We start from the raw sequence: 23,838 nt of genomic DNA, 5'->3' as shown, positions 1-23,838 counted from the left end.
CTAGCCACGCATGCCGACGGTGAAGTCGTGACCCCACAGGCTCACCGCGGTGCTCTCCCGCGCAATCCAGTCGTCGTCCTGGACTTTCCTTCCTTCGCAACCGAATTCGACGTCGAAGCCGCCCGGTGTCTTCATGTAGAAGGACAGCATCAGGTCGTTGACGTGCCGGCCCAGAGTGGCCGACATCGGCACCTTGCGGCGCAGCGCGCGGTCCAGGCACAGCCCCACGTCGTCGGAGTTCTCCACTTCGACCATCAGGTGCACGATGCCCGACGGCGTCGGCATCGGCAGGAAGGCCAGCGAGTGGTGCCGGGGGTTGCAGCCGAAGAAGCGCAGCCAGGCCGGCGCCCCGTCGGCGGGCCGGCCGACCACCTGCGGTGGCATCCGCATCGAGTCGCGCAGCCTGAAGCCCAGCACGTCCCGGTAGAAGTGCAGCGCCTCGGCGTCGTCGCGGGTGGTCAGCACCACGTGACCCAGGCCCTGCTCCTCGGTGACGAACTTGTGCCCGTAGGGGCTGACCACGCGACGGTGTTCCAGGGCGGCGCCGTGGAAGACGGCCAGTGGGTTGCCGGACGGGTCGTTGAACAGAATCAATTCGTCCACCCGCCGTTCGGCGAGTTCGGCGGCGGTGGCTTCCTTGTACGGGGTGCCCTCCACCTCCAGCCGCTTCCGGATCTCTTGCAGGCCTTCGGCATTGGCGCATTCCCAGCCGGCTTCGGCCAGTCGGTCCTGCTCGCCCGGGACGATCACCAGCCGGGCCGGAAAGTCGTCCATGCGAAGGTAGAGCGCCCCCTCGACCGTCCCCTTGCCTTCGACCATGCCGAGCACCTTCAGGCCGTAGTCGCGCCAGGCGGCCATGTCGGTGGCCTCGATGCGCAGATAGCCCAGTGACCGGATGCTCATCTCGCACCTCCTAAGAAATCGATGGTCAGCTTGTTGAACTCGTCGAACTTCTCCACCTGAGCCCAGTGCCCGCACTGCCCGAACACGTGCAACTGCGCCCGCGGAATCGTTTTCAGCGCGACCAGGGCCCCGTCCAGCGGGTTGACCCGGTCTTCGCGACCCCAGATCAGCAGCACCGGCTGGCGCAGCTTGTACACCTCGCGCCACATCATGCCGAGCTCGAAGTCGGCGCCGGAGAACGACATGCCCATCGCCCGGGTCGCCTGCAGCGACTCCGGCGTGCTGGCCAGCTCGAAGCGCTGGTCAATCAGCTCGGGGGTGATCAGCTTCTGGTCGTACACCATGACCCGCAGGAACGCCTCGAGGTTGTCCCGGGTGGGCTCCATGGAGAACTTGCCCAGCCGCTTGACCCCCTCGGTGGGGTCGGGTGCGAACAGGTTGACACTCAGACCACCGGGGCCCATCAGGACCAGCTTGCCGGCCCGGTCCGGGTAGTCCAGCGCGAACCGCACCGCGGTGCCGCCGCCGAGTGAATTACCCACCAGCGGAACGCGTCCCAGCTCCAGCTGGTCGAAGAGGCCCTTGAGGGCGCGGGCCGCGTAGCGATTGAACTGCCCGTGCTCAGCCCGCTTGTCGGAGTGCCCGTAGCCCGGCTGGTCGACCGCCAGCACGTGGAACCGCTCGGCGAGCACCGCGATGTTGCGGGAGAAGTTCGACCAGCTCGACGCGCCCGGACCGCCGCCGTGCAGCAGCACCACCGCCTGGTCGTTACCGACGCCGGCTTCGTGATAGTGCAGCTTCAGCGGCCCGTCGACGTCGACTTCCGCAGTGCGCGAAGTGGATTCGAACGTGACTTCTGCGGTGGCGGTCATACCATCGTGTCGCCGGGCGGCAGCCCGAACTCGTTGTTCCCGAAGATTACGTAGGCCCGCTCGGGGTCGTTGGCGGCGTGCACCCGGCCGGCGTGCGCGTCACGCCAGAAGCGTTGCACCGGTGCGTCACTGGCAAGGGCGGTGGCACCGGAGGCCTCGAACAGCCGATCGATCGAGGCGATCGCGCGCCCGGTGGCGCGCACCTGGTCGCGCCGGGCGCGGGCACGCAGTTCGAACGGGATCTCCCTGCCGGCCTGCAAGAGCTCGAACTCTTCGGCGACGTTGCCGCGCAACTGACGCCATGCGGCGTCGATGTCACTGGCCGCCTCGGCGATGCGCACCTTGGCGAACGGGTCGTCCTTGGCCTTCTCGCCGGCGAACGCCGCACGCACCCGCTTGCCCTGGTGCTCGACGTGCGCCTCGTAGGCCCCGTAGGCCATGCCCACGATCGGTGCCGAAATGGTGGTGGGGTGCATTGTGCCCCAAGGCATTCTGTAGACCGGCGCGGTGTTGGTCTGGTAACCACCGGCGGTGCCGTCGTTCATCGCCTTGTACGACAGGAAGCGGTGCCGGGGCACGAAGACATCCTTGACGACCACGGTGTTGCTGCCGGTGCCCTTCAGACCGACGACGTGCCACACGTCGTCGATGCGGTACTCGGAGCGGGGGATCAGGAAGCTGCCGAAGTCGACAGGGCGTCCGTCCTTGATCACCGGTCCGCCGAGGAAGGCCCAGGTGGCGTGGTCACAGCCGGAGGACCAGTTCCACGCCCCGTTGACCAGGTAGCCGCCGTCGACGACGACTCCGGCGCCCATCGGCGCATAAGACGAGGAGATGCGCGTCCGGGAGTCGTCGCCCCAGACCTCTTCCTGGGCCTGCTGGTCGAACAGCGCCATGTGCCAGTTGTGCACCCCGAGGATCGAGCTGACCCAGCCGGTGGACCCGCAGGCACTGGCCAGCCGGCGCACGGCCTCGAAGAACAGTGCGGGTTCGCACTGCAGGCCGCCCCACTGCTCGGGCTGCAGCAGGGTGAAGAAACCGACCTCGTCCAGTTCCTGCACCGTCTCGTCCAGCAGGCGGCGCCGATCTTCGGTGGCCTGGGCGCGCTCCCGGATCCGCGGCAGCAGATCATCGATGGCAGCTAGGACCGTCTGCGCATCACGCTGTTGAATAGTGGTCACTGACGTATGCCTCCTGGGAGTGCCGACTTACACAAAGACTAGAACACGTTCCGATTTGTGTCGAGCAGGGTATTCCTGCGGCTGGTAGAGATGCGAATCGGGTTTTCTATAACATGTTCTAGTTGAGACCGAAGAGAGGAAGCGCCTTGACCGAGGCGGATCTGGACCACGCACCCGACGAGCCGCTGGGCGACCATGTCCTGGAGCTGCAGATCGCCGAGGTTGTCGCCGAAACCGACGACGCACGGTCGCTGGTATTCGAGGCACCCGGCGATGCACCCGTCCCGGCCGAACGGCTGCGTTATGCCCCCGGCCAGTTTCTGACGCTGCGGGTGCCCAGCGACCGCACCGGCTCGGTGGCGCGCTGCTACTCACTGTGCAGCTCGCCGTTCACCGACGACTCGCTGACCGTGACGGTCAAGCGGACGGCGGACGGCTACGCGTCCAACTGGCTGTGCGACCACGCGCACAAGGGCATGCGCATCCATGTGCTCGCCCCTTCGGGCACCTTTGTGCCCAAGACGCTGGACGACGATTTCCTGCTACTCGCCGCGGGCAGCGGGATCACCCCGATCATGTCCATCTGCAAGTCGGCGTTGTCGGAAGGCAGCGGGCGGGTGACGCTGGTCTACGCCAACCGGGACGACCGCTCGGTCATCTTCGGGGAGGCGCTGCGCGAGCTGGCTGCCAAGTACCCGGACCGGCTGACCGTCGTGCACTGGCTGGAATCGCTGCAGGGCCTGCCGAGCGCGGCCGCGCTGGCGGCGCTGGCGGCACCATTCACCGGCCGCCCTGCCTTCATCTGCGGGCCGGGGCCGTTCATGGAGGCGGCGCGCGTGGCGCTGGAGACGCTGAAAGTGCCTGCGCAGCAGGTGCACATCGAGGTGTTCAAGTCGCTGGAGTCCGATCCGTTCGCGGCCGTGAAAATCGAGGACGACGGTGACGAGGCGCCGGCCACCGCCGTGGTGGAACTCGACGGCGAGACCCACACCGTGTCCTGGCCGCGCAGCGCCAAACTGCTCGACGTACTGCTCGCCCAGGGCCTGGACGCTCCGTTCTCCTGCCGGGAGGGCCACTGCGGCGCCTGCGCCGTCACTCTGCGCAGCGGCAAAGTGAGCATGGAGGTCAACGACGTGCTCGAACAGCAGGACATCGACGACGGGCTAATTCTGGCCTGTCAATCTCACCCGGAATCTGATTCGGTAGAAGTGACCTACGACGAGTAGTCGCGGGGATAAGTTCTGCGTGGGAATCGGTGGGAAGGGGAGCAGGATGAAGCGGCTGTTACCGGGTCTGGCGCTGGGCGGGCTGCTGATCGCGTTGGCGCCCGCTCCAATGGCTTTGGCCGCCAGCAATACCGCGACCACGCTCTTCCCGGTGGATGACGCCACCCAGATTCAGACGCACAGCTTCGTCGACTGCCATGGCAATGGCAGCTGCGACTTCGTCGCGGGAGCAAACCTGATGACACCCGACGGCCCGGCCGGCTTCCCGCCCGGGCTTTGGGCGCGCCAAACCACCGAGATCCGCTCCAACAGCCGGGTGGCCTATCTGGATGCCCATGCCACCAGCCAGTTCGAGCGGGTGATGAAGACCGGCGGGGGCGACGTGATCACCACCGTCTACTTCGGCGAGGGACCGCCGGACAAGTACCAGACCACTGGCGTCATCGACTCGACGAGCTGGGCGACCGGCCAGCCGATGACCAACGTGATGGTCTTCGTGTGCACCCATATGCAGGTGGTGTACTCGGGCGTCAACCTGACTTCGCCGAGCACCTGCGCGCAGACGAATTTCTCCTAGGTCGCCTTGCTGTCGTGCGGCCCGTGACAAGGCAATCCGCTCCTCCAGCCTGTAAAAAGGCAGCGAAAGTACGAGTAACCAGCTGCAGAATTACAGCCTCGGCGAAACCGACTCCGCGACAGGGCACATTGCGCGGGCTACCCCGCCAGCGCCTTCGCCCTCTGCGGTCGCCATCCCCGCCCAACCAGTGCCCGCCGGACGCGTTCGATGACTTCTTCGCGTGTGTCCTCGCCGATGACGCGCACCACGATCCAGCCCAAGTCCTGCAGCTTGCGCAGCCGTTTCTGGTCCCAGACGTAGCGCGGGCGTGAGCTCCGGTGTTCGTCGCCGTCATACTCGGCCGCCACGCCGAACTCCGGCCACCCCATGTCGAGCAGGGCTAGAGTGTGAAAGTTGACGACGATCGGGTTCTGGGTGACCGGCCTCGGAAAGCCCGCATCGATCAGTAACAGGCGAAGTTCGGTTTCCTTCGGCGACGCGGCGCCGCCGTCGAGAAGATCCATGGCGGCCCTCAACCTTCGGATGCCGCGTGCTGCCGGGTACCGCTCCGACAACCTGAGCACAGCGTCAGGGTAGAACCGCGTCGCGCGAATCAAAGCATCCAGCCGTGTTATCGACTGATCCCGCGGCAAAAGGCGCCCCAGGTCGTACGCCGTTCGGATCAACGTTGTGACCGGCAGGCCGGCTATCCGAGTGACTTCGTCATCCGCCAAGGTCTGCTCACGAGCAGCGATGCCAGCTGGTGGCCTGGTGCTGGGGCAGACCAACTCGATGGGCACATCGGCGTCGACCCACTGCGCGCCATGCAATGCCGACGCCGCCACCCCGGCGACGACCCCACGCTGCTGCGACCACAACCATGCCGCAAAGGTCCGTTCTCGCAGCGAAAGCTGTTGTCCCGCCGGGCTATAAATTCCGGGGAAGATCCGGCGATACCACCGTCGCAACTCGTGTCGGGTCAAATCTCCCCGTGCGATCGCCTCACTGCCTCTGAACACATTTGCCGACATGGCCTTGATAGTGGCTTCGGGGTACGACAGCCCCACCGACCCTGTAAATCCGCAGCGAAAGTGCGTGTAAAGCCCACCACATCTACAGGCTCGGCGAACAGCAACCGCCTAGAGACCTACCGCGGCAACCCCAGCAACCGTTCGGCAGCCACCGTCAACAAGATCTGCTCGGTACCTCCGGCGATCGTCAGACACCTCGTGTTGAGGAAGTCGAACACCGCACGGTTGTGCACCAACCCGCCGCCCTCGGACACGTCCATGGTGAATTCGGCGAGCTCCTGCCGGTAGCGCACCCCGATCAGCTTCCGCACGCTGGACTGCGCCCCGGGATCCTTCCCACCGACGGCCAACATCGCAATGCGCTGATCGAGCAGCGCCCCGGCCTGCGCCAGCAGGATCAACCGGGCCAGCCGATCCTGTTGCGCCGCATCGAGATCCATCTCAGACAACACCCGGAGCAGCTCTTCCATCGGATTGCCCAGCGCGGTTCCGGTCGCCATGGCGATTCGCTCGTTCGCCAGCGTGGTGCGGGCCAGCCGCCAGCCGTCGTTGACCGAGCCGACCACCATCTCGTCGGGGACGAACACGTTGTCCAGGAAGACCTCGTTGAACAACGAGTCGCCGGTGATCTCGCGCAGTGGCCGGATCTCGATGCCCGGCGACTTCATATCGACCAAAAAATAGGTGATGCCTTTATGTTTCGGCACCTCGGGGTCGGTCCGGGCGAGGCAGACCCCCCAGGCAGCCTTCTGTGCGGCCGACGTCCAGACCTTCTGCCCGGTGAGCAGCCACCCACCGTCCCCACGCACGGCCTTGGTGCGCAGCGACGCCAGGTCCGAACCGGCGCCCGGCTCGGAGAACAGCTGGCACCACAGGAAGTCACCACGCAGGGTGGCGGGGACGAAGCGCTCGATCTGCTCAGGCGTGCCGTGCTCGAGGATGGTCGGCGCCGCCCACCACCCGATCACCAGATCCGGCCGCTCGACGCCCGCCGAGGCCATCTCCTCGTCGATCAACAACTGCTCGGCCGGCCCCGCTCCCCGCCCGTAGGGCGCCGGCCAGTGCGGCGCCTGCAGCCCAGCTTCGGCCAGCGCGACCTGTCGTTTCTCGACGGGCAACGCAGCCACGTCGGCGACCGCAGCCGCGATCTCCGCGCGTTGCCCCTCGACCTCGGTCAGGTCGACGGACAGTTTGCGCCGCACACCGTCCTGGGTCAGCGCGGCGACTCTGCGCTGCCAGTGCTCCAGACCACCCAAGAACCGGCTGATGCTGTGCGCGCGACGCAGATAGAGATGCGCGTCGTGTTCCCAGGTGCAGCCGATTCCGCCGAGCACCTGGATGCAGTCTTTGACGTTGGCCTTGGCCGCGGCGATCCCGATGCTCGCGGCCGCGGCGGCCGCGATCGCGAACTGCGAGGAATCCGGATCGGACGCCGCCCTGGCTGCATCACTGGCGGCCACCTCGGCCTGCTCCGCGCGGCACAGCATCTCCGCGCAGATGTGCTTGATGGCCTGGAAGCTGCCGATGGGCTTGCCGAACTGCTCACGAACCTTCGCGTAAGCGACCGCGGTTTCCAGCGCGTACCGGGTCACCCCGGCGGCTTCGGCCGCCAACAGAGTCGCGGCCAGGTCACGCAGGCCGGGAGCCTCGATCACCGTGGCAGGCACCGACGTCAGCTCCACCCGGGCCAGCGGCCGGGAGAAGTCGGCGGCCGCCAACGGTTCCAGCGCCACGCCGTCGGCGTCCAGGTCGACGAGCACCCAGGTATCGCCGGCGGGCAACAACAGCACTCCACCCGTCGCGGCGCCCAGCGCCCAGGGAACCGAACCGGACGCCGCCTGCCCGTCCACCGACACGTCGCCCTCGAGCGCCAGTCCGGCGAAGCGTTCACCGGCCATCAGCGCGCCCAGGAGCTCGGTATCGGTGACGACCAGGGTTGCCAGCGCGGTCGTGGCGACCGGTCCCGGCACCAGCGCCTTGGCGGCTTCCTCGACCATCGCGCAGAGGTCCGCGATGCTGCCACCGGCGCCGCCGTCGTCCTCGGCGACCGCGACACCGAAAAGCCCGAGGTCGGCAAGCGCGGCGAACAACGGGCGCCACGCTTGCGGGTCGCCCTGCTCCACGGCGCGTACGGCCGCGCTCGCGGTCTCCCCCGACGCCGCGCTGCGGGCCCAGTCGCGCACCAGCTCGCGAGCCGCGAACTGTTCATCGGTGACGGTCGCTACCACCAGCAGTCCTCCGCGTCATCAAATTCACATACCAAGATATCTTTCCTCCACACTAGAACGTGTTCTAATAGTGGAAACAATCAACCGTCAAGTCGGTGGCCATCAGGCCAGTACACGACGTTGGCCCGGCGATGGGGAGGTGGGAGATTTACGCGAAGAATGCGTATCGTTTGCGATCGAATCGCCCGCACGAGGAGCTGCCTTCCACATGTCGCCCGACGGCCAACCGCGCGAGGTTGTGAACATGGCCGTACTGGCTGAATCCGAGCTGGGCTCGGAAGCACAACGCGAGCGCCGCAAGCGGATCCTGGACGCCACCATGGCCATTGCGTCCAAGGGCGGCTACGAGGCGGTGCAGATGCGTGCCGTGGCCGACCGCGCCGACGTGGCGGTGGGGACGCTCTACCGGTACTTCCCGTCGAAGGTGCACCTGCTGGTGTCGGCCCTGGGCCGCGAGTTCAGCCGCATCGACGCCAAGACCGACCGTTCGGCAATGGCGGGCGGCACGCCGTTCGAGCGACTGAGCTTCATGGTGGGCAAGCTCAATCGCGCCATGCAGCGCAATCCGCTCCTGACCGAGGCGATGACGCGCGCGTACGTGTTCGCCGACGCGTCGGCGGCCAGCGAAGTGGACCAGGTGGAGAAGCTGATCGACAGCATGTTCGCCCGGGCCATGAGCGACGGCGAACCGACCGAGGACCAGTACCACATCGCCCGGGTGATCTCGGACGTGTGGCTGTCCAACCTGCTGGCCTGGCTCACCCGGCGCGCCTCGGCCACCGACGTGAGCAAGCGACTCGATCTTGCCGTGCGCCTGCTGATCGGCGATCACGAGAACTGCTAGTCGCGATCGCAAGAGCGGCCGTAGGCCGGTCGCTGCGGGTCGCGACCATCTGGCTAGTCGCGATCGCAAGAGCGGCCGTAGGCCGGTCGCTGCGGGTCGCGACCATCTGGCTAGTCGCGATCGCAAGAGCGGCCGTAGGCCGGTCGCTGCGGGTCGCGACCATCTGGCTAGTCGCGATCGCAAGAGCGGCCGTAGGCCGGTCGCTGCGGGTCGCGACCATCTGGCTAGCGGGTCGCGACAGTTCGGCTAGGCGGGCGGTCCCGAGGTGCGTCCCCGGATCAGTTCGGTGGGGAGCAGTTCGACCGCAGGCAACCCGGACCGCGGCGGCTTGAGCACTAGTTCGCCGGCCCGGCGGCCCTTCTGCAGGCTGGGCTGCGCGACCGTGGTCAGGCCGCGGCTCAGCGCGTCATCGACACCGTCGAATCCGGTGACCGTCAGCTGCCCCGGAACGTAAATGCCATGTGCGCGAAGGTAATCCATCGCCGATAAGGCGAGGATGTCGGCGGTGCACATCAGCGCGGTGATGCGCGGATTGGCCTCCAATGCCACCTTGGCGGCGTCGCCGCCGGAGGTCGGCAGGTGCTCGTAGCTCTCCACCACGGTGAGCGAGTCGGGATCCACTCCGGCGGCCGTCATCGCCTCCCAGACACCGATGATCCGTTCCCGCTGCACGTCGAAGGTCGGCGACTTCAGCCGCTCGGCGTCCACCAGGCCCTGACGCCGGTCCCGGCCCAGCCGCATGGTCAGCAGCCCGATCTCCCGGTGCCCCAGACTCAGCACGTACTCGGCCATCTCGCGCATGGCCGCCCGGTCGTCGATGCCGACCCGGGACACCCCCGGCAGGTCCACGGGCTGATCGACCACCACCACCGGCAGCCGCCGCTGCAGGACCACCTGCAGATAGGGATCGTCATCGCGCACCGAATACACCACGAACCCGTCCACCCCGGCCCCCAGCACCGCCGACGTCCCGTCCTCGATGCTGCGATTGGGACCCACCGCCACCAAGAGCAGGCCCTGGCCCAGCTCTTCGCACGATTGCGCCACGCCTGCCACGAAGTCGCGCGCCGCCGGGTCACTGAAGGAATAGGTCAGCGGCTCGGTCATCACCAGACCCACCGCGCCGGCCTTGCGGGTGCGCAGCGAGCGCGCCACCGGGTCGGGTCCCGCATAGCCCAGCCGCTTGGCCGTGGCGAACACCCGGTCACGGAGTTCTGGCGAGAGCTGATCTGGCCGGTTGAAGGCGTTCGAGATCGTGGTGCGCGACACTTTGAGCTCGGCTGCCAACGACGCCAGAGTCGCCCGCCTGCGCGGTGTGGGACTCACGTTCGGTGACGCTACAACGCATACCGCCGGTCGCATCGACCGACTTTCTAATGGAAACGATTTTCATTAGTATTATGGGTCGGCCAACCGGCCTGGCGAGAGGATGCGACGTGCGGAAGTGGCTTGCGCTCAGCCTGCTCTGCTGCGCCGCACTGACGGGCTGCACCGCCCTAACAGCTTGCGCCGCCGGCAGTGGTCCGGAGCACCCGGGGGCGGTCGCGGTGGTGGCCTCCACGGAAGTCTGGGGCAGCGTGGCACGCGCAGTTGCCGGCGGGCACATCGCCGTCAAATCCATCCTGACCGGACCCGACGCCGATCCTCACTCCTACCAGGCGACCCCCGCCGACGCGGCGACGCTCGCCGACGCCGATCTCGTGGTCTACAACGGCGGTGGGTACGACCCGTGGGTCGACCGGGTGCTGGCCGGACATCCCGGGATCCATGCCATCGACGCCTACTCCTTTCTGGGTCCGGTGAGCGAGGCACCCAACGAGCACGTGTTCTACAACCTCGCCGTCGCCAAAGCGGTGGCCATCGCCATCGCGGAGCGGCTGGCGATGATCGACCCGCCCGACTCTGCGCAATACCGCGCCAACGCCGCCCAATTCGGGCGCGGCGCCGACGCGATCGCCACCTCAGAGCGCGCGATCGCCACCGCGCATCCGTCCGCCGGCGTCATCGCCACCGAGCCCGTCGTGCATTACCTACTCGCCGCCGCGGGACTGATCAATCGCACCCCCGTCGGTTTCGCGGCGGCCAACGAGAACGACGCCGATCCCGCCCCTGCCGACATGGCCTCCGCCCTGGACCTGATCAACCGCCGGGAGGTGGTGGCGCTATTGATCAATCCGCAGACCGCGACCGCAGCAACGGCCGACCTGCAGGCCGCCGCCCGGCACGCCGGTGTGCCGGTGACCGAGGTGTCCGAGACCCTGCCCACCGGATCCGATTACCTGACCTGGCAGCGCAATACCGTCACCCAGCTGACGACGGCGCTGCAGACCGGCAGCTGACACGTGACATCCGTGAGCCGTCCCGCCGCAGTCGGGCAGCTGGCATCCGCGAGCCGTGAAGTAGTCGCGCTGTCTGGTGCCCGGCTGGCCTTCGGCGACCGGGTGCTCTGGGACCACCTCGACCTGTCGGTGGCGGCCGGTGAATTCGTAGCGGTGCTCGGACCCAACGGAACCGGCAAGACCTCACTGCTCAAGGTGTTGCTCGGACAGCAGCCGCTGAGTGCCGGGGTGGCGAAAGTCCACGGCCCGGTCGGGTATGTGCCGCAACACCATCCGATCGATCGGGAGGTGATGCTGCGCGGACGCGACCTGGTCGGTCTCGGCGTGGACGGGCATCGGTGGGGCACGTTGCCGGTGCGCGCCGCACACCGGGCCCGCCGTCGCGACGCCGTCCGACTGGCCCTGCGCCAGGTCAACGGTGAAGGACTGGCCGACAGGCGGGTGGGTCTGATGTCCGGTGGCGAACTGCAGCGGCTGCGTATCGCGCAGGCGCTGGTCAGCGACCCGGCGCTGCTGCTGTGCGACGAACCGCTGCTGACCCTGGACCCGGCCAACGCCAAACTGGTCGCGGAGCTGATCAATCGGCGCCGGCGTGACGTCGGGACCGCTGTCATCGTCGTCACCCACGAACTGAATCCGATACTGCCGTACGTGGCTCGGGTGCTGTACCTGGTCGACGGCCGTTTTCGGATCGGCAGCGTCGACCAGGTGATGACGGCGCAGACGCTGTCCGAGCTCTACCGGGCTGACATCGACGTGGTCAAAGTGAAGGACCGCTACTTCGTCGTCGGCGCCCCGGACGGCGAGGCCTGATGAACGAGCGCCTGACCGAAATGCTCGACCACCTATTCGCCTTCGACCTGACCGCCCATCTGCTCCGGCATGACTTCGTGCAGCAGGCCCTGCTCGCGGGGGTCCTGCTGGGTTTGGTCGCCGGGCTGATCGGGCCGTTCATCGTAATGCGGCAGATGTCGTTCGCGGTGCACGGCTCGGCCGAATTGTCGCTGACCGGAGCGGCATTCGCGTTGCTGGCCGGCTTCGAGGTGGGGATCGGGGCCCTGGTCGGCAGTGCGCTGGCGGCAGCGCTGTTCGGCATTCTGGGTCAGCGTGCGCGGGAGCGCGACTCGGTGATCGGAGTGGTGCTGGCCTTCGGTCTGGGCCTGGCTGTGCTGTTCATCCACCTCTACCCGGGCCGCACCGGGACCAGCTTCGCATTGCTCACCGGTCAGATAGTCGGGGTCGGCTACTCCGGCCTGTTGATGCTGGCGGTGGTGTGCGCTCTGGTGATGGTGGCACTGGGCCTCTGCTACCGCCCCCTGTTGTTCGCCACGGTCGACCCGGACGTGGCGGCCGCCCGAGGCGTGCCGGTGCGCATGCTGGGCGTCGTGTTCGCCGCACTGGTGGGGGTGGTGGCTGCGCAGGCCGTCCAGATCGTGGGGGCGCTGCTGGTGATGTCGTTGCTGATCACTCCGGCCGCGGCGGCCGCCCGCGTGGTGAGCGCGCCCGCTGCCGCGATCGCCACGTCGGTGGTGTTCGCCGAGCTCGCAGCGGTCGGCGGAATCGTGTTGTCGCTGGCGCCGGGTGTTCCGGTGTCGGTGTTCGTGGCCACCATCTCCTTCGTCATCTACGTGTTTTGCTGGTTACTCGGGCGACGCCGCTGAGCAGCATTTAAGCTGGTAGAACGCTCGCCAACGGGGGCGCGGGATGGGGGATCCAGTGCGCTTACAGATCGCGGTGCTGGCCGGTGCATGCATGCTCCTGGCCGGTTGCACCGACGTCGTCGACGGCAACGCTGTCGCCGGGGAGAAGGCCGGCCTGGCCAACCAGACACCGATACCGGTGAGTGCGCTCGACGACCTGATGCTGGACGCCAGCCAGATCAACAGTGCGCTCGGCGCCACGTCGATGAAGGTCTGGTTCAACGCCAAGGTGATGTGGGACTGGAGCAAGAACGTGAACGACAAGAACTGCCTGGCCGTCGACGGCGCCGCGCAGGGCAGGGTCTACGAGGGCACCGGGTGGACGTCGATGCGCGGCCAGCGTCTCGACGACAGCATCGACGACTCCAAGAAGCGCAAGCACTACGCGATTCAGGCGGTGGTCGCTTTTCCCGACGCCCAGGAGGCCGGCAACTTCTTCAAGTCCTCGGTGCAGAGCTGGAAGTCGTGTTCCAACCGCCGGTTCAACGACGTCAGCCCCAACCAGCCCGCCACCGTCTGGTCGGTGGGCGACGTGACCAACGACAACGGCATGCTGACCAGCTCGCAGGTCCAGGAGGGCGGGGACGGCTGGACCTGTCAGCGTGCCCTGACCGTGCGCAACAACCTTGCCATCGACGTCGTCACCTGCGCTTATGACATCAGCGGTCCGTCGGCGACCCAGATCGCCGGCCAGATTGCCACCAAGGTCGCCAAGCTGTAGCCGGCCCGGCCTTCTAAGCTGGCCAGGTGGCCCGCATCGACCTCAACGCCGACCTCGGCGAAGGATTCGGGGTCTGGCAACTCGGCGACGACGACGCCATGCTCGGCATCGTCAGCAGCGCCAACGTGGCGTGCGGCTTTCACGCCGGCGACCCGGCCGGCCTGCTGCGGGTATGCCGGTCGGCCGCCGAGCGCGGCGTGCGAATCGGCGCACAGGTGAGCTACCACGACCTGGCCGGGTTCGGCCGACGGTTCATCGACGTCTCTGCCGAGGACCTGCTGGCCGACGTCGTCTTCCAGATCGGTGCCCTGCAGGCCATCGCGCAGGCCGCCGGCTCGACGGTGGCCTACGTCAAGCCCCATGGGGCGCTGTACAACTCGATCGTCTCGCATCGCGATCAAGCGGCCGCGGTCGCCGAAGCGGTAGCGACGGTGGATGCCTCGTTGCCGGTGCTGGGCATGGCGGGTTCGGCGTTCTTCGAGGAAGCCGGACGCCGGGGCCTGCGCACGGTCGCCGAGGTGTTTGCCGACCGCGCCTACCAACCCGACGGCACTCTGGTTCCCCGCCGGGAACCCGGTGCGGTGCTGGGTGATCCGGCGGTCATCGCACGCCGGGTGGTGAACATGGTCAATGCCGGCGAGGTGACCGCGACCGACGGAACGGTGCTGCGGGTCACCGCGGAATCGGTTTGCGTGCATGGTGATTCGCCCGGAGCCGTGCAGATTGCGACGGCCGTGCACGAGCAGCTCCGCACCGCAGGGGTCGAGATCGGAGCCTTCTGCTGATGCGACTGAAACTCGGGCGCCCCGACCTCTCGCAGCATGCTGCACGCTTCAATGTTCCTCCGGCAGAAGATGATTCACCGCTCTGGGTGACCTGGATGGGGGTTGCCACGATAATCGTCGACGACGGCAACTCGGCGTTGATGACCGACGGCTATTTCTCCCGCCCCGGCCTGGCGGCGGTAGCAGCCGGGAAGGTGGCGCCGTCACCGGCCCGCGTCGACGGATGTCTGGCGAGGGCCAAGGTATCCCGGCTCGACGCGGTCATTCCCGTGCACACCCACATCGACCACGCGCTGGACTCCGCCCTGGTGGCCGACCGCACCAGGGCCAAGCTGATCGGCGGCGAGTCGGCAGCCAACCTGGGCCGTGGATACGGACTCCCGGCCGAGCAGATCGTCGTCGCGGTGTCCGGTGCGCCAATGAGTTTGGGCGCCTTCGACGTAACGCTGATCGAGTCACACCACTGCCCGCCCGACCGGTTCCCCGGCGCGATCAGCGCGCCGGTCAAGCCGCCGGTGAAAGCGTCCGCATACCGCTGCGGGGAGTCATGGTCGACACTCATCCACCACCGGCCGTCGGGCCGGCGGGTGCTTATTCAGGGCAGCGCCGGCTATGTCCCGGGTGCCCTCGACGGCACGAGTGCCGATGTCGCTTATCTCAGCGTTGGGCAGCTCGGATTGCAGCCGCGGTCCTACATCACCGAATACTGGGATCAGACGGTGCGGGCCGTCGGCGCGCGCCGTGTCGTCGGTATCCATTGGGACGACTTCTTCCGCCCGCTGACAGAGCCGTTGCGGGCCTTGCCTTTTGCGGGCGACGATTTGAACGTCTCGATGCGAATGCTGGACGAGCTGGCTGCGCGGGATGGAGTTGAACTGCAGCTACCCACGGTCTTTCGCCGCGAAGACCCCTGGGCATAGACGCTGCTGCTGATCCTCGCTTTCCCGGGTGCGGTTCTGGTGCTTGCCAGGCTGTGCAACGACGAGGGCCTGTTCGAGGCGGCCGGTGCGGCGATGGCGCGCGCGAGTACTCCCGGCTCGGCTTGTAGCCGCCGCCTCATGGTGGCGGTGCTCGCCCTCTGGGCGAGCGTGCAGGTCTTCGGGATCTAGCCTTCCGGGCGGGCTAGCCGGCCGCCGGCGGCCTCGTCATGAACGTCAGGCGGTGCCCGTACGCGGGGGTACGGCGGCCGTTGCCGGCATTGACGAACTGCCCGAATGGCGGCGCCACCGGCATGCTGCTGCCGACCGCCCCTTCCGCCGCTGCCGAGATCGAGGTGGCATTGCCGATCGCTGTCACTCCGGATCCGGCCTGGGCGGTCGCCGACGTCCAACTCACCGGTACCGACAGTCCGCTGCTGAGCGGGACAGCCCTGCCCAGCCCCGCGGCCACGCCACCCACGCTGCTCGACAGTTTGGGCGCGGCCGCAGCCGCGGCCTGCGCCGCCTTTTCCGCAGCCTGCGCGGTCGTGAACAGGTCATTGGCGACGCTGCCGAGCTTGGAGAAGCCCGCTACTTCATCGCCGACGAAGAGAGTGTCTTGCAGACCCTGCGCGAAGGCACTCATGTACGGCGAGATGTATTTGCTGTAGAGCGGCACGAGGTCGTCAAGCGGCGTGTTGGCCACGAGCCACTGGTCGATCGCCGTGAATTGGCCATTCAGCGGCGACGAGAGTGTTTGCAGCAGGTCGCCCACCCGGGGCATCAGCTGCGCTCCCACGCTGTTCAGTTGGGCCTGAACCGCCTGGCCTGCACCCTTGAAGCCGGCAATGGCTTGGTCAACCAGAGCGCCGGGGTCCGTCGCCTCGGCGGGCTGGGGCAACTCGGTCAGCTGCGTCGCCGCCGCCGAGCTGCCCGCGTAGTTGTACATCGCCGCCGCGTCCTGAGCCCAGAACTCGAGGTAGAGAGCCTCGGTTGCCGCGATCGCCGGCGTGTTCTGGCCCAGAATGTTGGTCGCAACCAATGCCGCCAGCAGCGCACGGTTGGCCGCGATCACCGGAGGCGGAATCGACGCCGCGAATGCCGTGTCGAAGGCGGCCGCAGCCGCGAACGCCTGACCCGCGGCCTGACCGGCCTCAGCCGCGCTGCTATCCAGCCAGGCGATGAACGGCGTCACTGCCGACAGCAGCGACTCAGACGCAGGCCCCAGCCACGGCCCGTTGGTGAGCTCGGCGACCACCGACCGATGGCCCGCCGCGGCGACCTCGAAGTCGCCGGCGAGGCCACTCCATGCCGCTGCGGCAGCCAACATCGGCCCGGCCCCCGGTCCCGCATATATGCGCCCGGAGTTGATCTCGGGCGGCAGAAGTCCATAATCGACCATCGCGATTAATCCCCGTATGCGGTGATCGGGCCGGTCAGCCGGCGGCCGGCGGCTTGGCCATGACCGACGGCTTGAAGCCGTACTGCGGGACATTGCGCCCGTAACCACCGTTGACAAACTGTCCGATCGGCGGGGCCATCGGGAAGCTGTTGCCGCCTTCGGCGGCGGCCGGAATCGCAGACGCGATACCAGGATTGGTGGTGGCGTGCCAGGGGACCCAGCTCGCCGGCGCCGACAAGCCGCCGATCGGCACCGCCTTACCCAGGCTGCCGGCAACACCGCCAAGACCGGCACCCAAGTTGCCGGCTGCGCCTGCCGCGGCCTGGCCAGCGCCGCTCGCCGCTGCCGCCGCACCTTCGGCTGCCTTCGCTGCCGCTGGTGCGGCCGGCTTGAGAAGAGTGTTCGCAAGACCGCCTAGCCCGGAGAAACCACTGGTGTTCTGGCCGATAGTCTGCGTCGACTGAATCATGGCAGCGACGGAGTTGATGTAGGGCGACATGTACTTGCTGTACAGCGGAACGATGTCGTCCAACGGGGTGTTGGCGATGATCCACGCGTCGATGGCAGCGCCTTGGCCATTCAGCGGCGACGACAAGGTCTTCATCACGTCGCTAATCCTCGGGCCCACCGTCGAGCCGATGTTGTTCAGCTGAGTCTGAACGCCGGTACCGGCGGCCTTGAACGCCGCGATGCCCTGGTCGACCACCCCCATCGGGTCTACCGCGTCCGCCGGCGCCGCGAGCGGCGTGAGATTCGTTGCGGCCGCCGCACTACCGGCATAGGTGTACATCGCGCCGGAATCTTGCGCCCAGAACTCTGCGTACTGAGCCTCGAGCGTCGAGATCGCCGAACTGTTCTGGCCCAGTATGTTGGTCGCGATCAGCTCCTGCAGCAATGCACGGTTTGCCGCAATGATGGGTGGCGGAACACTAGCCGCGTAGGCCCGCTCGTAGGCGGCCGCGGCGACGCCCGCCTGGCTCGCAGTCTCCGCGGCCTGTTCTGCGCTGTTGCTCAACCAGGTGATGAAGGGTGAGACAGCCGAAACCAGCTTTGTTGACGCCGGACCCAGCCACGGGCCGCTGGTCAGAGTCTCGATCACCGAGCGGTGCCCCGAGGCCGCGGCCGCGAAGTCGGCGGCCAGGTTCTCCCATGCCACCGCCGCGCTCACGAGTGACGCCGCACCAGGCCCGGCGTAGATCCGTGCAGAGTTGATCTCGGGCGGCAACATTCCATAGTCGACCATTGCTATGACTCCCCTATCGCCTCAGGTCGTTCAGTGAGCCAACACGGCGTTGGCCGCCTCGGTCGCGGCGTAGCTCGCGCCGTTGGTCGCCAGATTGGCCGCAATCATCGACTGGATCCGGGCCGCCTGAGCGCTCAGCTCCTGGAACCGCTGGCCGTGGGTGGCGAACTGTGCCGCGGTCAGGATCGATACCTCGTCGATGGCGGCGGGAACTACGCCCGTGATCGGCGCCGCAGCAGCCGCGCTGCCCACGTTCAACGCCGCGCCCAGGGACTGCAGCGTGCTGGCGGCGGCCGTCAAGTGCTCGGGCAGTGTGCGTACAAACGACATGAGAATTCCTCCGGCGGTTGAGTGGGATTGGGGTTCAAGACCCGGTCAGTTGTTCGTGAATCGCCGTGAGACGGCGCCTAACCGCTATCGCTCAACGTGACACCAAAAAGCGCGCGATGATACACCGCTAGCTGTGTTTGGTCCATCGTTTTCGGGCCACCCCATGCGAAAGACAGTAGATCCAAAGCGAAGACACAGAAACCGATAACCCCAACAATTCACCGCTTGCAAACTTTTGTTCAGCATGCGTTAAACAACCGGGCAGAATTTAGATCATGACCTGCGGAAATAGGCCTGGCGGCGTACGCCGGCCGAACCTCCGATCCCCTGGCCGAAGTCTTTGAGTTCACTATGACGACACCAGTTCCTGTGAACTCTCACAGAATTACATGACATAACGCTGACTGGGATTCTTGGACCGGCGCCGCGTCTGGACATGGCCTCCTAGCGCCGATCCGCAGACCCACGCCGCCGTCCAGCAATCTCGAACGGCGTCCCGGCTGCCAACGATCGTGCTTGGTATCGACGATGCGCTACGAATCGCCGAACAGTCCGGTAACGCGTCCCGACGACCGCGCCGCCGCTCAGCTTCTGCGTTGCCGCGCGATTTCGGCCAGCACCACTCCGGCGGCAACGGCGGCGTTCAGCGATTCGGCCTGTCCGGCCATCGGGATGGACACCACCTCGTCACAGTTCTGACGCACCAGGCGGGACAGCCCTTTGCCTTCCGAACCCACGACGACCACCATCGGGTCAGTGCCGTCCAAGTCGTCCAGCACGGTGTCGCCGCCGGCGTCCAGGCCGACCACCCGCAATCCGCGATCGGCCCAATCCTTCAGCGTCCGAGTGAGATTGGTGGCCCGGGCCACCGGAATGCGTGCCGCCGCCCCAGCGCTGGTCCGCCACGCGACCGCGGTCACCGAGGCAGACCTGCGTTGCGGTATCACCACACCGTGCCCACCCAACGCCGCCACCGACCGCACGATCGCGCCGAGGTTGCGCGGGTCCGAGATGTTGTCCAGAGCGACCAGCAACGCCGGCGGTGTTTCCAGCGCGCTGGCCACCAGATCGTCGGGGTGGGCGTACTCGTAGGGCGGAACCTGTAGCGCGATGCCCTGATGCATATGGTTGGCCGTCATCCGGTCGAGATCGCTGCGGGGCACCTCGAGGATGGCGATCCCCTTGTCGGCGGCGCGGGCGACGGATTCGGTCACCCGCTCGTCGGCGTCGACACCGAGCGCGACGTAGAGCGCCGTCGCCGGGACTCCCGCACGCAGGCATTCCACCACCGGATTGCGGCCCAGTACGGTTTCGGCCTCGTCCACCGGCTTCGACGGGCGCTGCTGCTGGGGCTTGGCCCGTTTTGCGGCCGGATGGTTGGGACGCAGGTGCGCCGGCGGTGTCGGACCACGACCTTCCAGCGCGCGGCGGCGCTGCCCACCCGAGCCGACGGTGGGCCCCTTCTTGGAGCCGGCTTTGCGGATCGCCCCCCGGCGCTGTGAGTTACCGGCCATCTACTTACCGTCACCGCCCAGCGTCCACTGCGGGCCGTCCGCGGTGTCGGTGACCTCGATGCCGGCCTGCTTGAGCCGGTCGCGAATCTCATCGGCCAGCGCCCAATTGCGCTGGTCGCGCGCCTTCTTGCGATTCTCGAGTTCGGCCTGCACCAGCACGTCGACCGCGGCCAGCGCCGCCGACGTCTCGTCGCGGGTCTCCCAGCGCTCATCCAGCGGGTCGCAGCCCAGGATCCCCATCATGGCGCGGATGGCGGACGCGCTCCTGAGGGCACCTTCGTGATCACCGGCATCCAGCGCGCGGTTGCCGTCGGCGCGCGTGTGGTGGATCTCCGCCAGCGCCGTGGGTACCGCCAGGTCGTCGTCGAGGGCCGCGGCGAATCGCGGCGTCCATTCCCCGGGACAGACGGCGCCCACCCGGCTGCGCACGCGGTGCAGAAAGTCCTCCACGCCCACATAGGCTTTGACAGCGTCCTGCAGCGCCGTTTCGGTGAATTCGAGCATCGACCGGTAGTGCGCGCTGCCGAGGTAGTAACGCAACTCGGCCGGGCGCACCCGCTGCAGCATCGCCGGGATGGCAACCACATTGCCCAGCGACTTGCTCATCTTCTCGCCGCCCATGGTCACCCAGCCGTTGTGCAGCCAGAAGCGGGCGAACCCGTCACCGGCCGCGCGGCTCTGGGCGATCTCGTTCTCGTGGTGCGGGAAGATCAGGTCCATTCCGCCGCAGTGGATGTCGAACTCGGGCCCCAGGTAAGTGCGGGCCATTGCCGAACATTCGATGTGCCAGCCGGGGCGGCCGCGACCCCACGGCGACGGCCATGACGGCTCGCCGGGCTTTTCGCCCTTCCAGAGGGTGAAGTCGCGTTGGTCGCGCTTGCCGGTGGCCACGCCCTCGCCCTGATGGACGTCGTCGATGCGGTGACCGGAGAGCTGGCCGTAATCCGGGTAGCTCAGCACATCGAAATAGACGTCACCGGCCGCGGGGTATGCGTGACCAGTTTCGATCAGCCGCTCCATTAATTCGACCATCTGAGTGATGTGCCCGGTGGCCCTCGGCTCTGCTGACGGCGGCAGCACGTCGAGCGCGTCGTAGGCGGCGGTGAACGCCCGCTCGTGGGTGGCGGCCCATTCCCACCAGGGCCGCCCGGCGGCCGCGGCCTTGTTCAGGATCTTGTCGTCGATATCGGTGACGTTGCGGATGAATGCCACGTCATAGCCGCGGGCTGTCAGCCAGCGGCGCAGGATATCGAAGGCCACGCCGCTTCGGACATGTCCGATGTGCGGAAGCCCCTGCGGGGTTGCGCCGCACTGGTAGATGGAGACGTGCCCGGCCCGCAACGGCACGAAATCACGCACGGCCCCCGTCGCCGTGTCATGAAGCCGCAATTGGGCACGATCAGTCACGACGTGCCAGCTTACTGCCTGCGCCCCGGGCACCCCGTCGGCCGGTGTTCATCGGAGCGGAATGACCAGCGCCGTCGCGATGGCGGCGAGGCCCTCTCCCCGTCCGGTCAACCCCAGTCCGTCGGTGGTGGTGGCCGCCACCGAGACCGGCGCGTTGAGCAGGCGGGAGAGCACCGCCTGGGCCTCGTAGCGGCGCCAGCTGATCTTGGGCCGGTTACCGATCACCTGCACGGAGGCGTTACCGACCATGAAACCGTGTTCGGTGAGCAGCTCGACGGCGTGGCGCAGCATGTCAGCCCCGGTGACGCCTTTCCAGCGCGGGTCATCGACACCGAATACGCCGCCGATGTCGCCGAGGCCCGCGGCGGACAGCACGGCATCGCACAAGGCGTGGACGGCGACGTCACCGTCGGAATGGCCCGCGCATCCGTCCGCACTGGGGAACAGCAGACCCACCAGCCAACATGGCCGTCCGGGTTCGATCGGATGCACGTCTACGCCCAGGCCGACGCGCGGCATCTGCATCACTGGCGCACTATAGCCCTGGCCAGCAACAAATCGAGTTGCGTGGTGATCTTGAAAGCGAGCGGGTCGCCGTCGACCACCTGTACCTGGCCGCCGGTGTGCTCGACGAGCGATGCGTCGTCGGTGAAATCGCCAGCGCCCGCAGCGGCCCGTTCGAAGGCACGCAGCAGCACTTCGGTGGCGAAGCCCTGCGGAGTCTGGACCGCGCGCAGCCCCGCTCGTTCCGGCGTTCCCAGAACCACACCGTTGGCGTCGACGGCCTTGACGGTGTCGGCGAGCTGCAGCCCGGGCACCACGGCGCCGTGGCCGCTTCGCAGCGCTTCCACCACGCGCACGATCAGCGATGGGGGTGTCAGCGCCCGTGCCGCGTCGTGCACCAAGACGAACTCTGGTCCCGGTTCGGCCAGCGCCGAAAGGGCCAGCCGCACCGATTCGGTACGACTGGCCCCGCCGGCCACGATCGTGGCGAGGTGCCCCAGTATCAGTTTTGCCTCGTCGGTGCGGTCCGGAGGGACCGCGACAACAACGGTGTCGACAACGCCAGACGCCCGCAGACCTTCGACGGCCCGCTCAACCAGCGACTGTCCTTCCAACTGGTAAAACGCCTTGGGTACGCCGGCACCGAGCCGACGTCCAGAACCTGCGGCCGGTACGACCGCGATTACGTTTCCGTTCAGGAGGCGGCAGCCAGGACCTCGTCCAGAATGGTGTCAGCCTTGGCCTCGTCGGTGCTTTCAGCCAGCGCCAACTCGCCTACCAGAATCTGGCGGGCCTTGGCCAGCATTCGCTTCTCGCCCGCCGACAGACCGCGCTCCTGGTCACGACGCCACAGGTCACGGACAACCTCGGCCACCTTGTTCACATCGCCCGAGGCGAGCTTCTCCAGATTGGCCTTGTAACGACGCGACCAGTTGGTGGGTTCTTCGGTGTGCGGCGCGCGCAGTACCTGGAAAACCTTGTCGAGGCCTTCCTGGCCGACGACGTCGCGGACGCCGACGTATTCGGCGTTATCGGCGGGCACTCGAACAGTCAGGTCACCCTGCGCAACTTTCAAGACGAGATACTCTTTTTGTTCCCCTTTAATGGTCCGAGTTTCGATCGCCTCGACTAACGCAGCACCGTGGTGTGGGTAGACGACGGTGTCACCGACCTTGAAGATCATATGATTCGAGCCCCTTTCGTTAGTTCATTCTAACACGCCGGGTTTCTGCGTGTAGATCAACGGTGCAGGTCAGGGGCACGCGACGCGCAATTTAGGGGTTGACAGGCGGGCTTAGACGTGCAGTGGGGTGGTGCCGGGACCGAGAGTCACGCGGCGCTGGGAGCACCTTCGGACCAGGCGCGGACCAGGCGCTCGGCCCAACGGGACACGGCCGGGACCGGCGGCAGGTCCACACCGGGCATCCCGCCGCTACCGTCAGCGGTAGCGTGCTACTACTCTGCATAGTTGAATTGCGCCTGAATTGCGACGGGGCCGACCAGGAGGCATTGCGTGAACCACCCGAACATCCGCCTGCCATTCCGCCCGGCGAAGCTGACCGCATGGCTGGCCGCTGTCGCGCTGGCCGTGGTCGCGCTCAGCGGTTGTGGAACCGGCCAGATTTCCCAGACAGCCGCCCAGGAGCCCGCTGTCAACGGCAACAAGGTCACCATCAACAACGTAGCGCTGCGCGACATCCGCATTCAGGCGACACAGACGACCGGCGACTTCCTGCAGCCCGGCAAGACCGTCGACCTGGTGCTGGTGGCGGTCAACAACTCACCGGACGTCAACGACCGGCTGACCGGCATCACCAGCGAGATCGGCAACGTGACGATCTCCGGTGACGCGAAGCTGCCGGCCGGCAAATTGCTGATCGTCGGCACACCCGAGGGCCAGGTCGTGGCGCCGGGACCCGCGGAGGGCAACGGGGCCGCCAAGGCGACCGTCAACCTCTCCAAGCCGATCACCAACGGCCTGACGTACAAGTTCACCTTCAAGTTCGAGAAGGCCGGCGAAGCCAGCGTCCAGGTACCCATTTCAGCCGGCATGCCGCAGATGCACGAGGGCTCGACCCACCCCTGACCGGCCCGTCGGCGTTCCTTCCCGGGAACTGTCACCGCCTCCCGATACG

The 23,838-nt window shown here is 67.2% G+C and carries 24 protein-coding genes and 1 pseudogene; 11 read left to right on the top strand and 14 right to left on the bottom strand.

The features are described 5' to 3' along the window. Genes hsaC through hsaA form a run of 3 tightly spaced genes read right to left on the bottom strand, consistent with a single transcriptional unit; the run spans nucleotide 1 to nucleotide 2,956 of the window. Entirely contained in the window at nucleotides 1-903 is a 903-nt protein-coding gene (gene hsaC, locus QXK92_RS28210; RefSeq protein WP_306247315.1) for an iron-dependent extradiol dioxygenase HsaC, read from the bottom strand. Continuing rightward, nucleotides 900-1,775, bottom strand: coding sequence for a 4,5:9,10-diseco-3-hydroxy-5,9,17-trioxoandrosta-1(10),2-diene-4-oate hydrolase (hsaD, locus tag QXK92_RS28205; RefSeq protein WP_306247313.1), 876 nt, complete (start codon nucleotides 1,773-1,775; stop codon nucleotides 900-902). Before hsaD ends, hsaC begins: the two co-directional genes overlap by 4 nt. Continuing rightward, nucleotides 1,772-2,956, bottom strand: a complete 1,185-nt coding sequence (hsaA, locus tag QXK92_RS28200; RefSeq protein WP_306247311.1) for a 3-hydroxy-9,10-secoandrosta-1,3,5(10)-triene-9,17-dione monooxygenase oxygenase subunit — start codon at nucleotides 2,954-2,956, stop codon at nucleotides 1,772-1,774. Before hsaA ends, hsaD begins: the two co-directional genes overlap by 4 nt. A gap of 146 nt (nucleotides 2,957-3,102) precedes the next feature. Between hsaA and QXK92_RS28195 the strand changes: the two genes are divergently transcribed. Together QXK92_RS28195 and QXK92_RS28190 are read left to right on the top strand one after the other, a co-directional pair. Further along, the gene (locus tag QXK92_RS28195) at nucleotides 3,103-4,182 is read left to right on the top strand and encodes a ferredoxin--NADP reductase (RefSeq protein ID WP_306247309.1); all 1,080 of its coding nucleotides are present in this window, start codon (nucleotides 3,103-3,105) and stop codon (nucleotides 4,180-4,182) included. Nucleotides 4,183-4,228: 46 nt separating this feature from the next. After that, nucleotides 4,229-4,759, top strand: a complete 531-nt coding sequence (locus QXK92_RS28190; protein ID WP_306247307.1) for a hypothetical protein — start codon at nucleotides 4,229-4,231, stop codon at nucleotides 4,757-4,759. Nucleotides 4,760-4,896: 137 nt separating this feature from the next. Here the strand turns inward: QXK92_RS28190 and QXK92_RS28185 are convergent, their stop codons facing one another. Next, a complete protein-coding gene (locus tag QXK92_RS28185) occupies nucleotides 4,897-5,769 on the bottom strand; it encodes a hypothetical protein (RefSeq protein ID WP_306247305.1) in 873 nt (290 codons plus the stop codon). A 116-nt stretch (nucleotides 5,770-5,885) separates the two neighbouring features. Next, nucleotides 5,886-7,997 (bottom strand): acyl-CoA dehydrogenase, encoded by a 2,112-nt coding sequence (locus tag QXK92_RS28180; protein WP_306247303.1) that lies wholly within the window; start codon nucleotides 7,995-7,997, stop codon nucleotides 5,886-5,888. 244 nt (nucleotides 7,998-8,241) lie between these two features. On the opposite strand from QXK92_RS28180, the gene kstR reads away from it, so the two are divergent. Next, nucleotides 8,242-8,841 (top strand): cholesterol catabolism transcriptional regulator KstR, encoded by a 600-nt coding sequence (gene kstR, locus QXK92_RS28175; protein WP_055577694.1) that lies wholly within the window; start codon nucleotides 8,242-8,244, stop codon nucleotides 8,839-8,841. 246 nt (nucleotides 8,842-9,087) lie between these two features. On the opposite strand, the gene QXK92_RS28170 is transcribed toward kstR, so the two are convergent. Continuing rightward, nucleotides 9,088-10,167, bottom strand: coding sequence for a substrate-binding domain-containing protein (locus tag QXK92_RS28170; RefSeq protein WP_306247301.1), 1,080 nt, complete (start codon nucleotides 10,165-10,167; stop codon nucleotides 9,088-9,090). A gap of 74 nt (nucleotides 10,168-10,241) precedes the next feature. Between QXK92_RS28170 and QXK92_RS28165 the strand changes: the two genes are divergently transcribed. From QXK92_RS28165 to QXK92_RS28135, 7 genes and pseudogenes are all read left to right on the top strand, one after another. Further along, nucleotides 10,242-11,180, top strand: coding sequence for a metal ABC transporter solute-binding protein, Zn/Mn family (locus tag QXK92_RS28165; RefSeq protein WP_371934607.1), 939 nt, complete (start codon nucleotides 10,242-10,244; stop codon nucleotides 11,178-11,180). Between the two features lie 12 nt (nucleotides 11,181-11,192). Next, nucleotides 11,193-11,993 carry a metal ABC transporter ATP-binding protein gene (locus tag QXK92_RS28160; protein WP_306247299.1) on the top strand — a complete coding sequence of 267 codons (801 nt, stop codon included), beginning with the start codon at nucleotides 11,193-11,195 and terminating at the stop codon, nucleotides 11,991-11,993. Beyond that, complete coding sequence (locus QXK92_RS28155; RefSeq protein WP_306247297.1) at nucleotides 11,993-12,841, top strand: metal ABC transporter permease; 849 nt, start codon at nucleotides 11,993-11,995, stop codon at nucleotides 12,839-12,841. Before QXK92_RS28160 ends, QXK92_RS28155 begins: the two co-directional genes overlap by 1 nt. Nucleotides 12,842-12,884: 43 nt before the next feature. Continuing rightward, nucleotides 12,885-13,601, top strand: a complete 717-nt coding sequence (locus QXK92_RS28150; protein WP_306247295.1) for a sensor domain-containing protein — start codon at nucleotides 12,885-12,887, stop codon at nucleotides 13,599-13,601. Nucleotides 13,602-13,627: 26 nt separating this feature from the next. Further along, the gene (locus tag QXK92_RS28145) at nucleotides 13,628-14,386 is read left to right on the top strand and encodes a LamB/YcsF family protein (protein ID WP_306247293.1); all 759 of its coding nucleotides are present in this window, start codon (nucleotides 13,628-13,630) and stop codon (nucleotides 14,384-14,386) included. Further along, nucleotides 14,386-15,306, top strand: coding sequence for an MBL fold metallo-hydrolase (locus QXK92_RS28140; RefSeq protein ID WP_306247291.1), 921 nt, complete (start codon nucleotides 14,386-14,388; stop codon nucleotides 15,304-15,306). The genes QXK92_RS28145 and QXK92_RS28140 overlap by 1 nt, the downstream gene beginning before the upstream one ends. Before the next feature lie 12 nt (nucleotides 15,307-15,318). Next, a pseudogene (locus tag QXK92_RS28135) lies at nucleotides 15,319-15,477 on the top strand (arsenic transporter); the annotation flags it as partial. A 31-nt stretch (nucleotides 15,478-15,508) separates the two neighbouring features. Here the strand turns inward: QXK92_RS28135 and QXK92_RS28130 are convergent. The 8 genes from QXK92_RS28130 to carD all read right to left on the bottom strand — a co-directional run bounded on the left by QXK92_RS28130 (nucleotide 15,509) and on the right by carD (nucleotide 22,886). Beyond that, nucleotides 15,509-16,705: a PPE family protein gene (locus tag QXK92_RS28130; protein ID WP_306247289.1), complete on the bottom strand. Its 1,197-nt coding sequence runs from the start codon at nucleotides 16,703-16,705 to the stop codon at nucleotides 15,509-15,511. Nucleotides 16,706-16,739: 34 nt separating this feature from the next. Beyond that, the gene (locus QXK92_RS28125; protein ID WP_306247287.1) at nucleotides 16,740-17,948 is read right to left on the bottom strand and encodes a PPE family protein; all 1,209 of its coding nucleotides are present in this window, start codon (nucleotides 17,946-17,948) and stop codon (nucleotides 16,740-16,742) included. Nucleotides 17,949-17,978: 30 nt separating this feature from the next. Further along, nucleotides 17,979-18,278, bottom strand: a complete 300-nt coding sequence (locus QXK92_RS28120; protein ID WP_306247285.1) for a PE family protein — start codon at nucleotides 18,276-18,278, stop codon at nucleotides 17,979-17,981. Between the two features lie 584 nt (nucleotides 18,279-18,862). Then, a complete protein-coding gene (gene rlmB / locus QXK92_RS28115) occupies nucleotides 18,863-19,792 on the bottom strand; it encodes a 23S rRNA (guanosine(2251)-2'-O)-methyltransferase RlmB (RefSeq protein ID WP_306247283.1) in 930 nt (309 codons plus the stop codon). Then, nucleotides 19,793-21,199, bottom strand: coding sequence for a cysteine--tRNA ligase (gene cysS / locus QXK92_RS28110; protein ID WP_306247281.1), 1,407 nt, complete (start codon nucleotides 21,197-21,199; stop codon nucleotides 19,793-19,795). It lies immediately after the preceding gene. A gap of 48 nt (nucleotides 21,200-21,247) precedes the next feature. Continuing rightward, complete coding sequence (ispF, locus tag QXK92_RS28105; protein WP_306247279.1) at nucleotides 21,248-21,727, bottom strand: 2-C-methyl-D-erythritol 2,4-cyclodiphosphate synthase; 480 nt, start codon at nucleotides 21,725-21,727, stop codon at nucleotides 21,248-21,250. After that, nucleotides 21,724-22,401 carry a 2-C-methyl-D-erythritol 4-phosphate cytidylyltransferase gene (ispD, locus tag QXK92_RS28100; protein WP_306247989.1) on the bottom strand — a complete coding sequence of 226 codons (678 nt, stop codon included), beginning with the start codon at nucleotides 22,399-22,401 and terminating at the stop codon, nucleotides 21,724-21,726. Before ispD ends, ispF begins: the two co-directional genes overlap by 4 nt. Beyond that, nucleotides 22,398-22,886: an RNA polymerase-binding transcription factor CarD gene (gene carD / locus QXK92_RS28095; RefSeq protein ID WP_065132069.1), complete on the bottom strand. Its 489-nt coding sequence runs from the start codon at nucleotides 22,884-22,886 to the stop codon at nucleotides 22,398-22,400. The genes ispD and carD overlap by 4 nt, the downstream gene beginning before the upstream one ends. 330 nt (nucleotides 22,887-23,216) lie before the next feature. Here carD and QXK92_RS28090 point away from each other — a divergent pair, with 330 nt between their 5' ends. Further along, entirely contained in the window at nucleotides 23,217-23,789 is a 573-nt protein-coding gene (locus QXK92_RS28090) for a hypothetical protein (RefSeq protein ID WP_371934318.1), read from the top strand. Nucleotides 23,790-23,838: the final 49 nt, after the last annotated feature.

It is taken from the genome of Mycobacterium sp. TY815 (assembly GCF_030755135.1).
Classification (GTDB): domain Bacteria; phylum Actinomycetota; class Actinomycetes; order Mycobacteriales; family Mycobacteriaceae; genus Mycobacterium.
The sequence above is the reverse complement of the archived record's forward strand: the minus strand, read 5'-3'. Positions and strand labels throughout refer to the sequence as shown.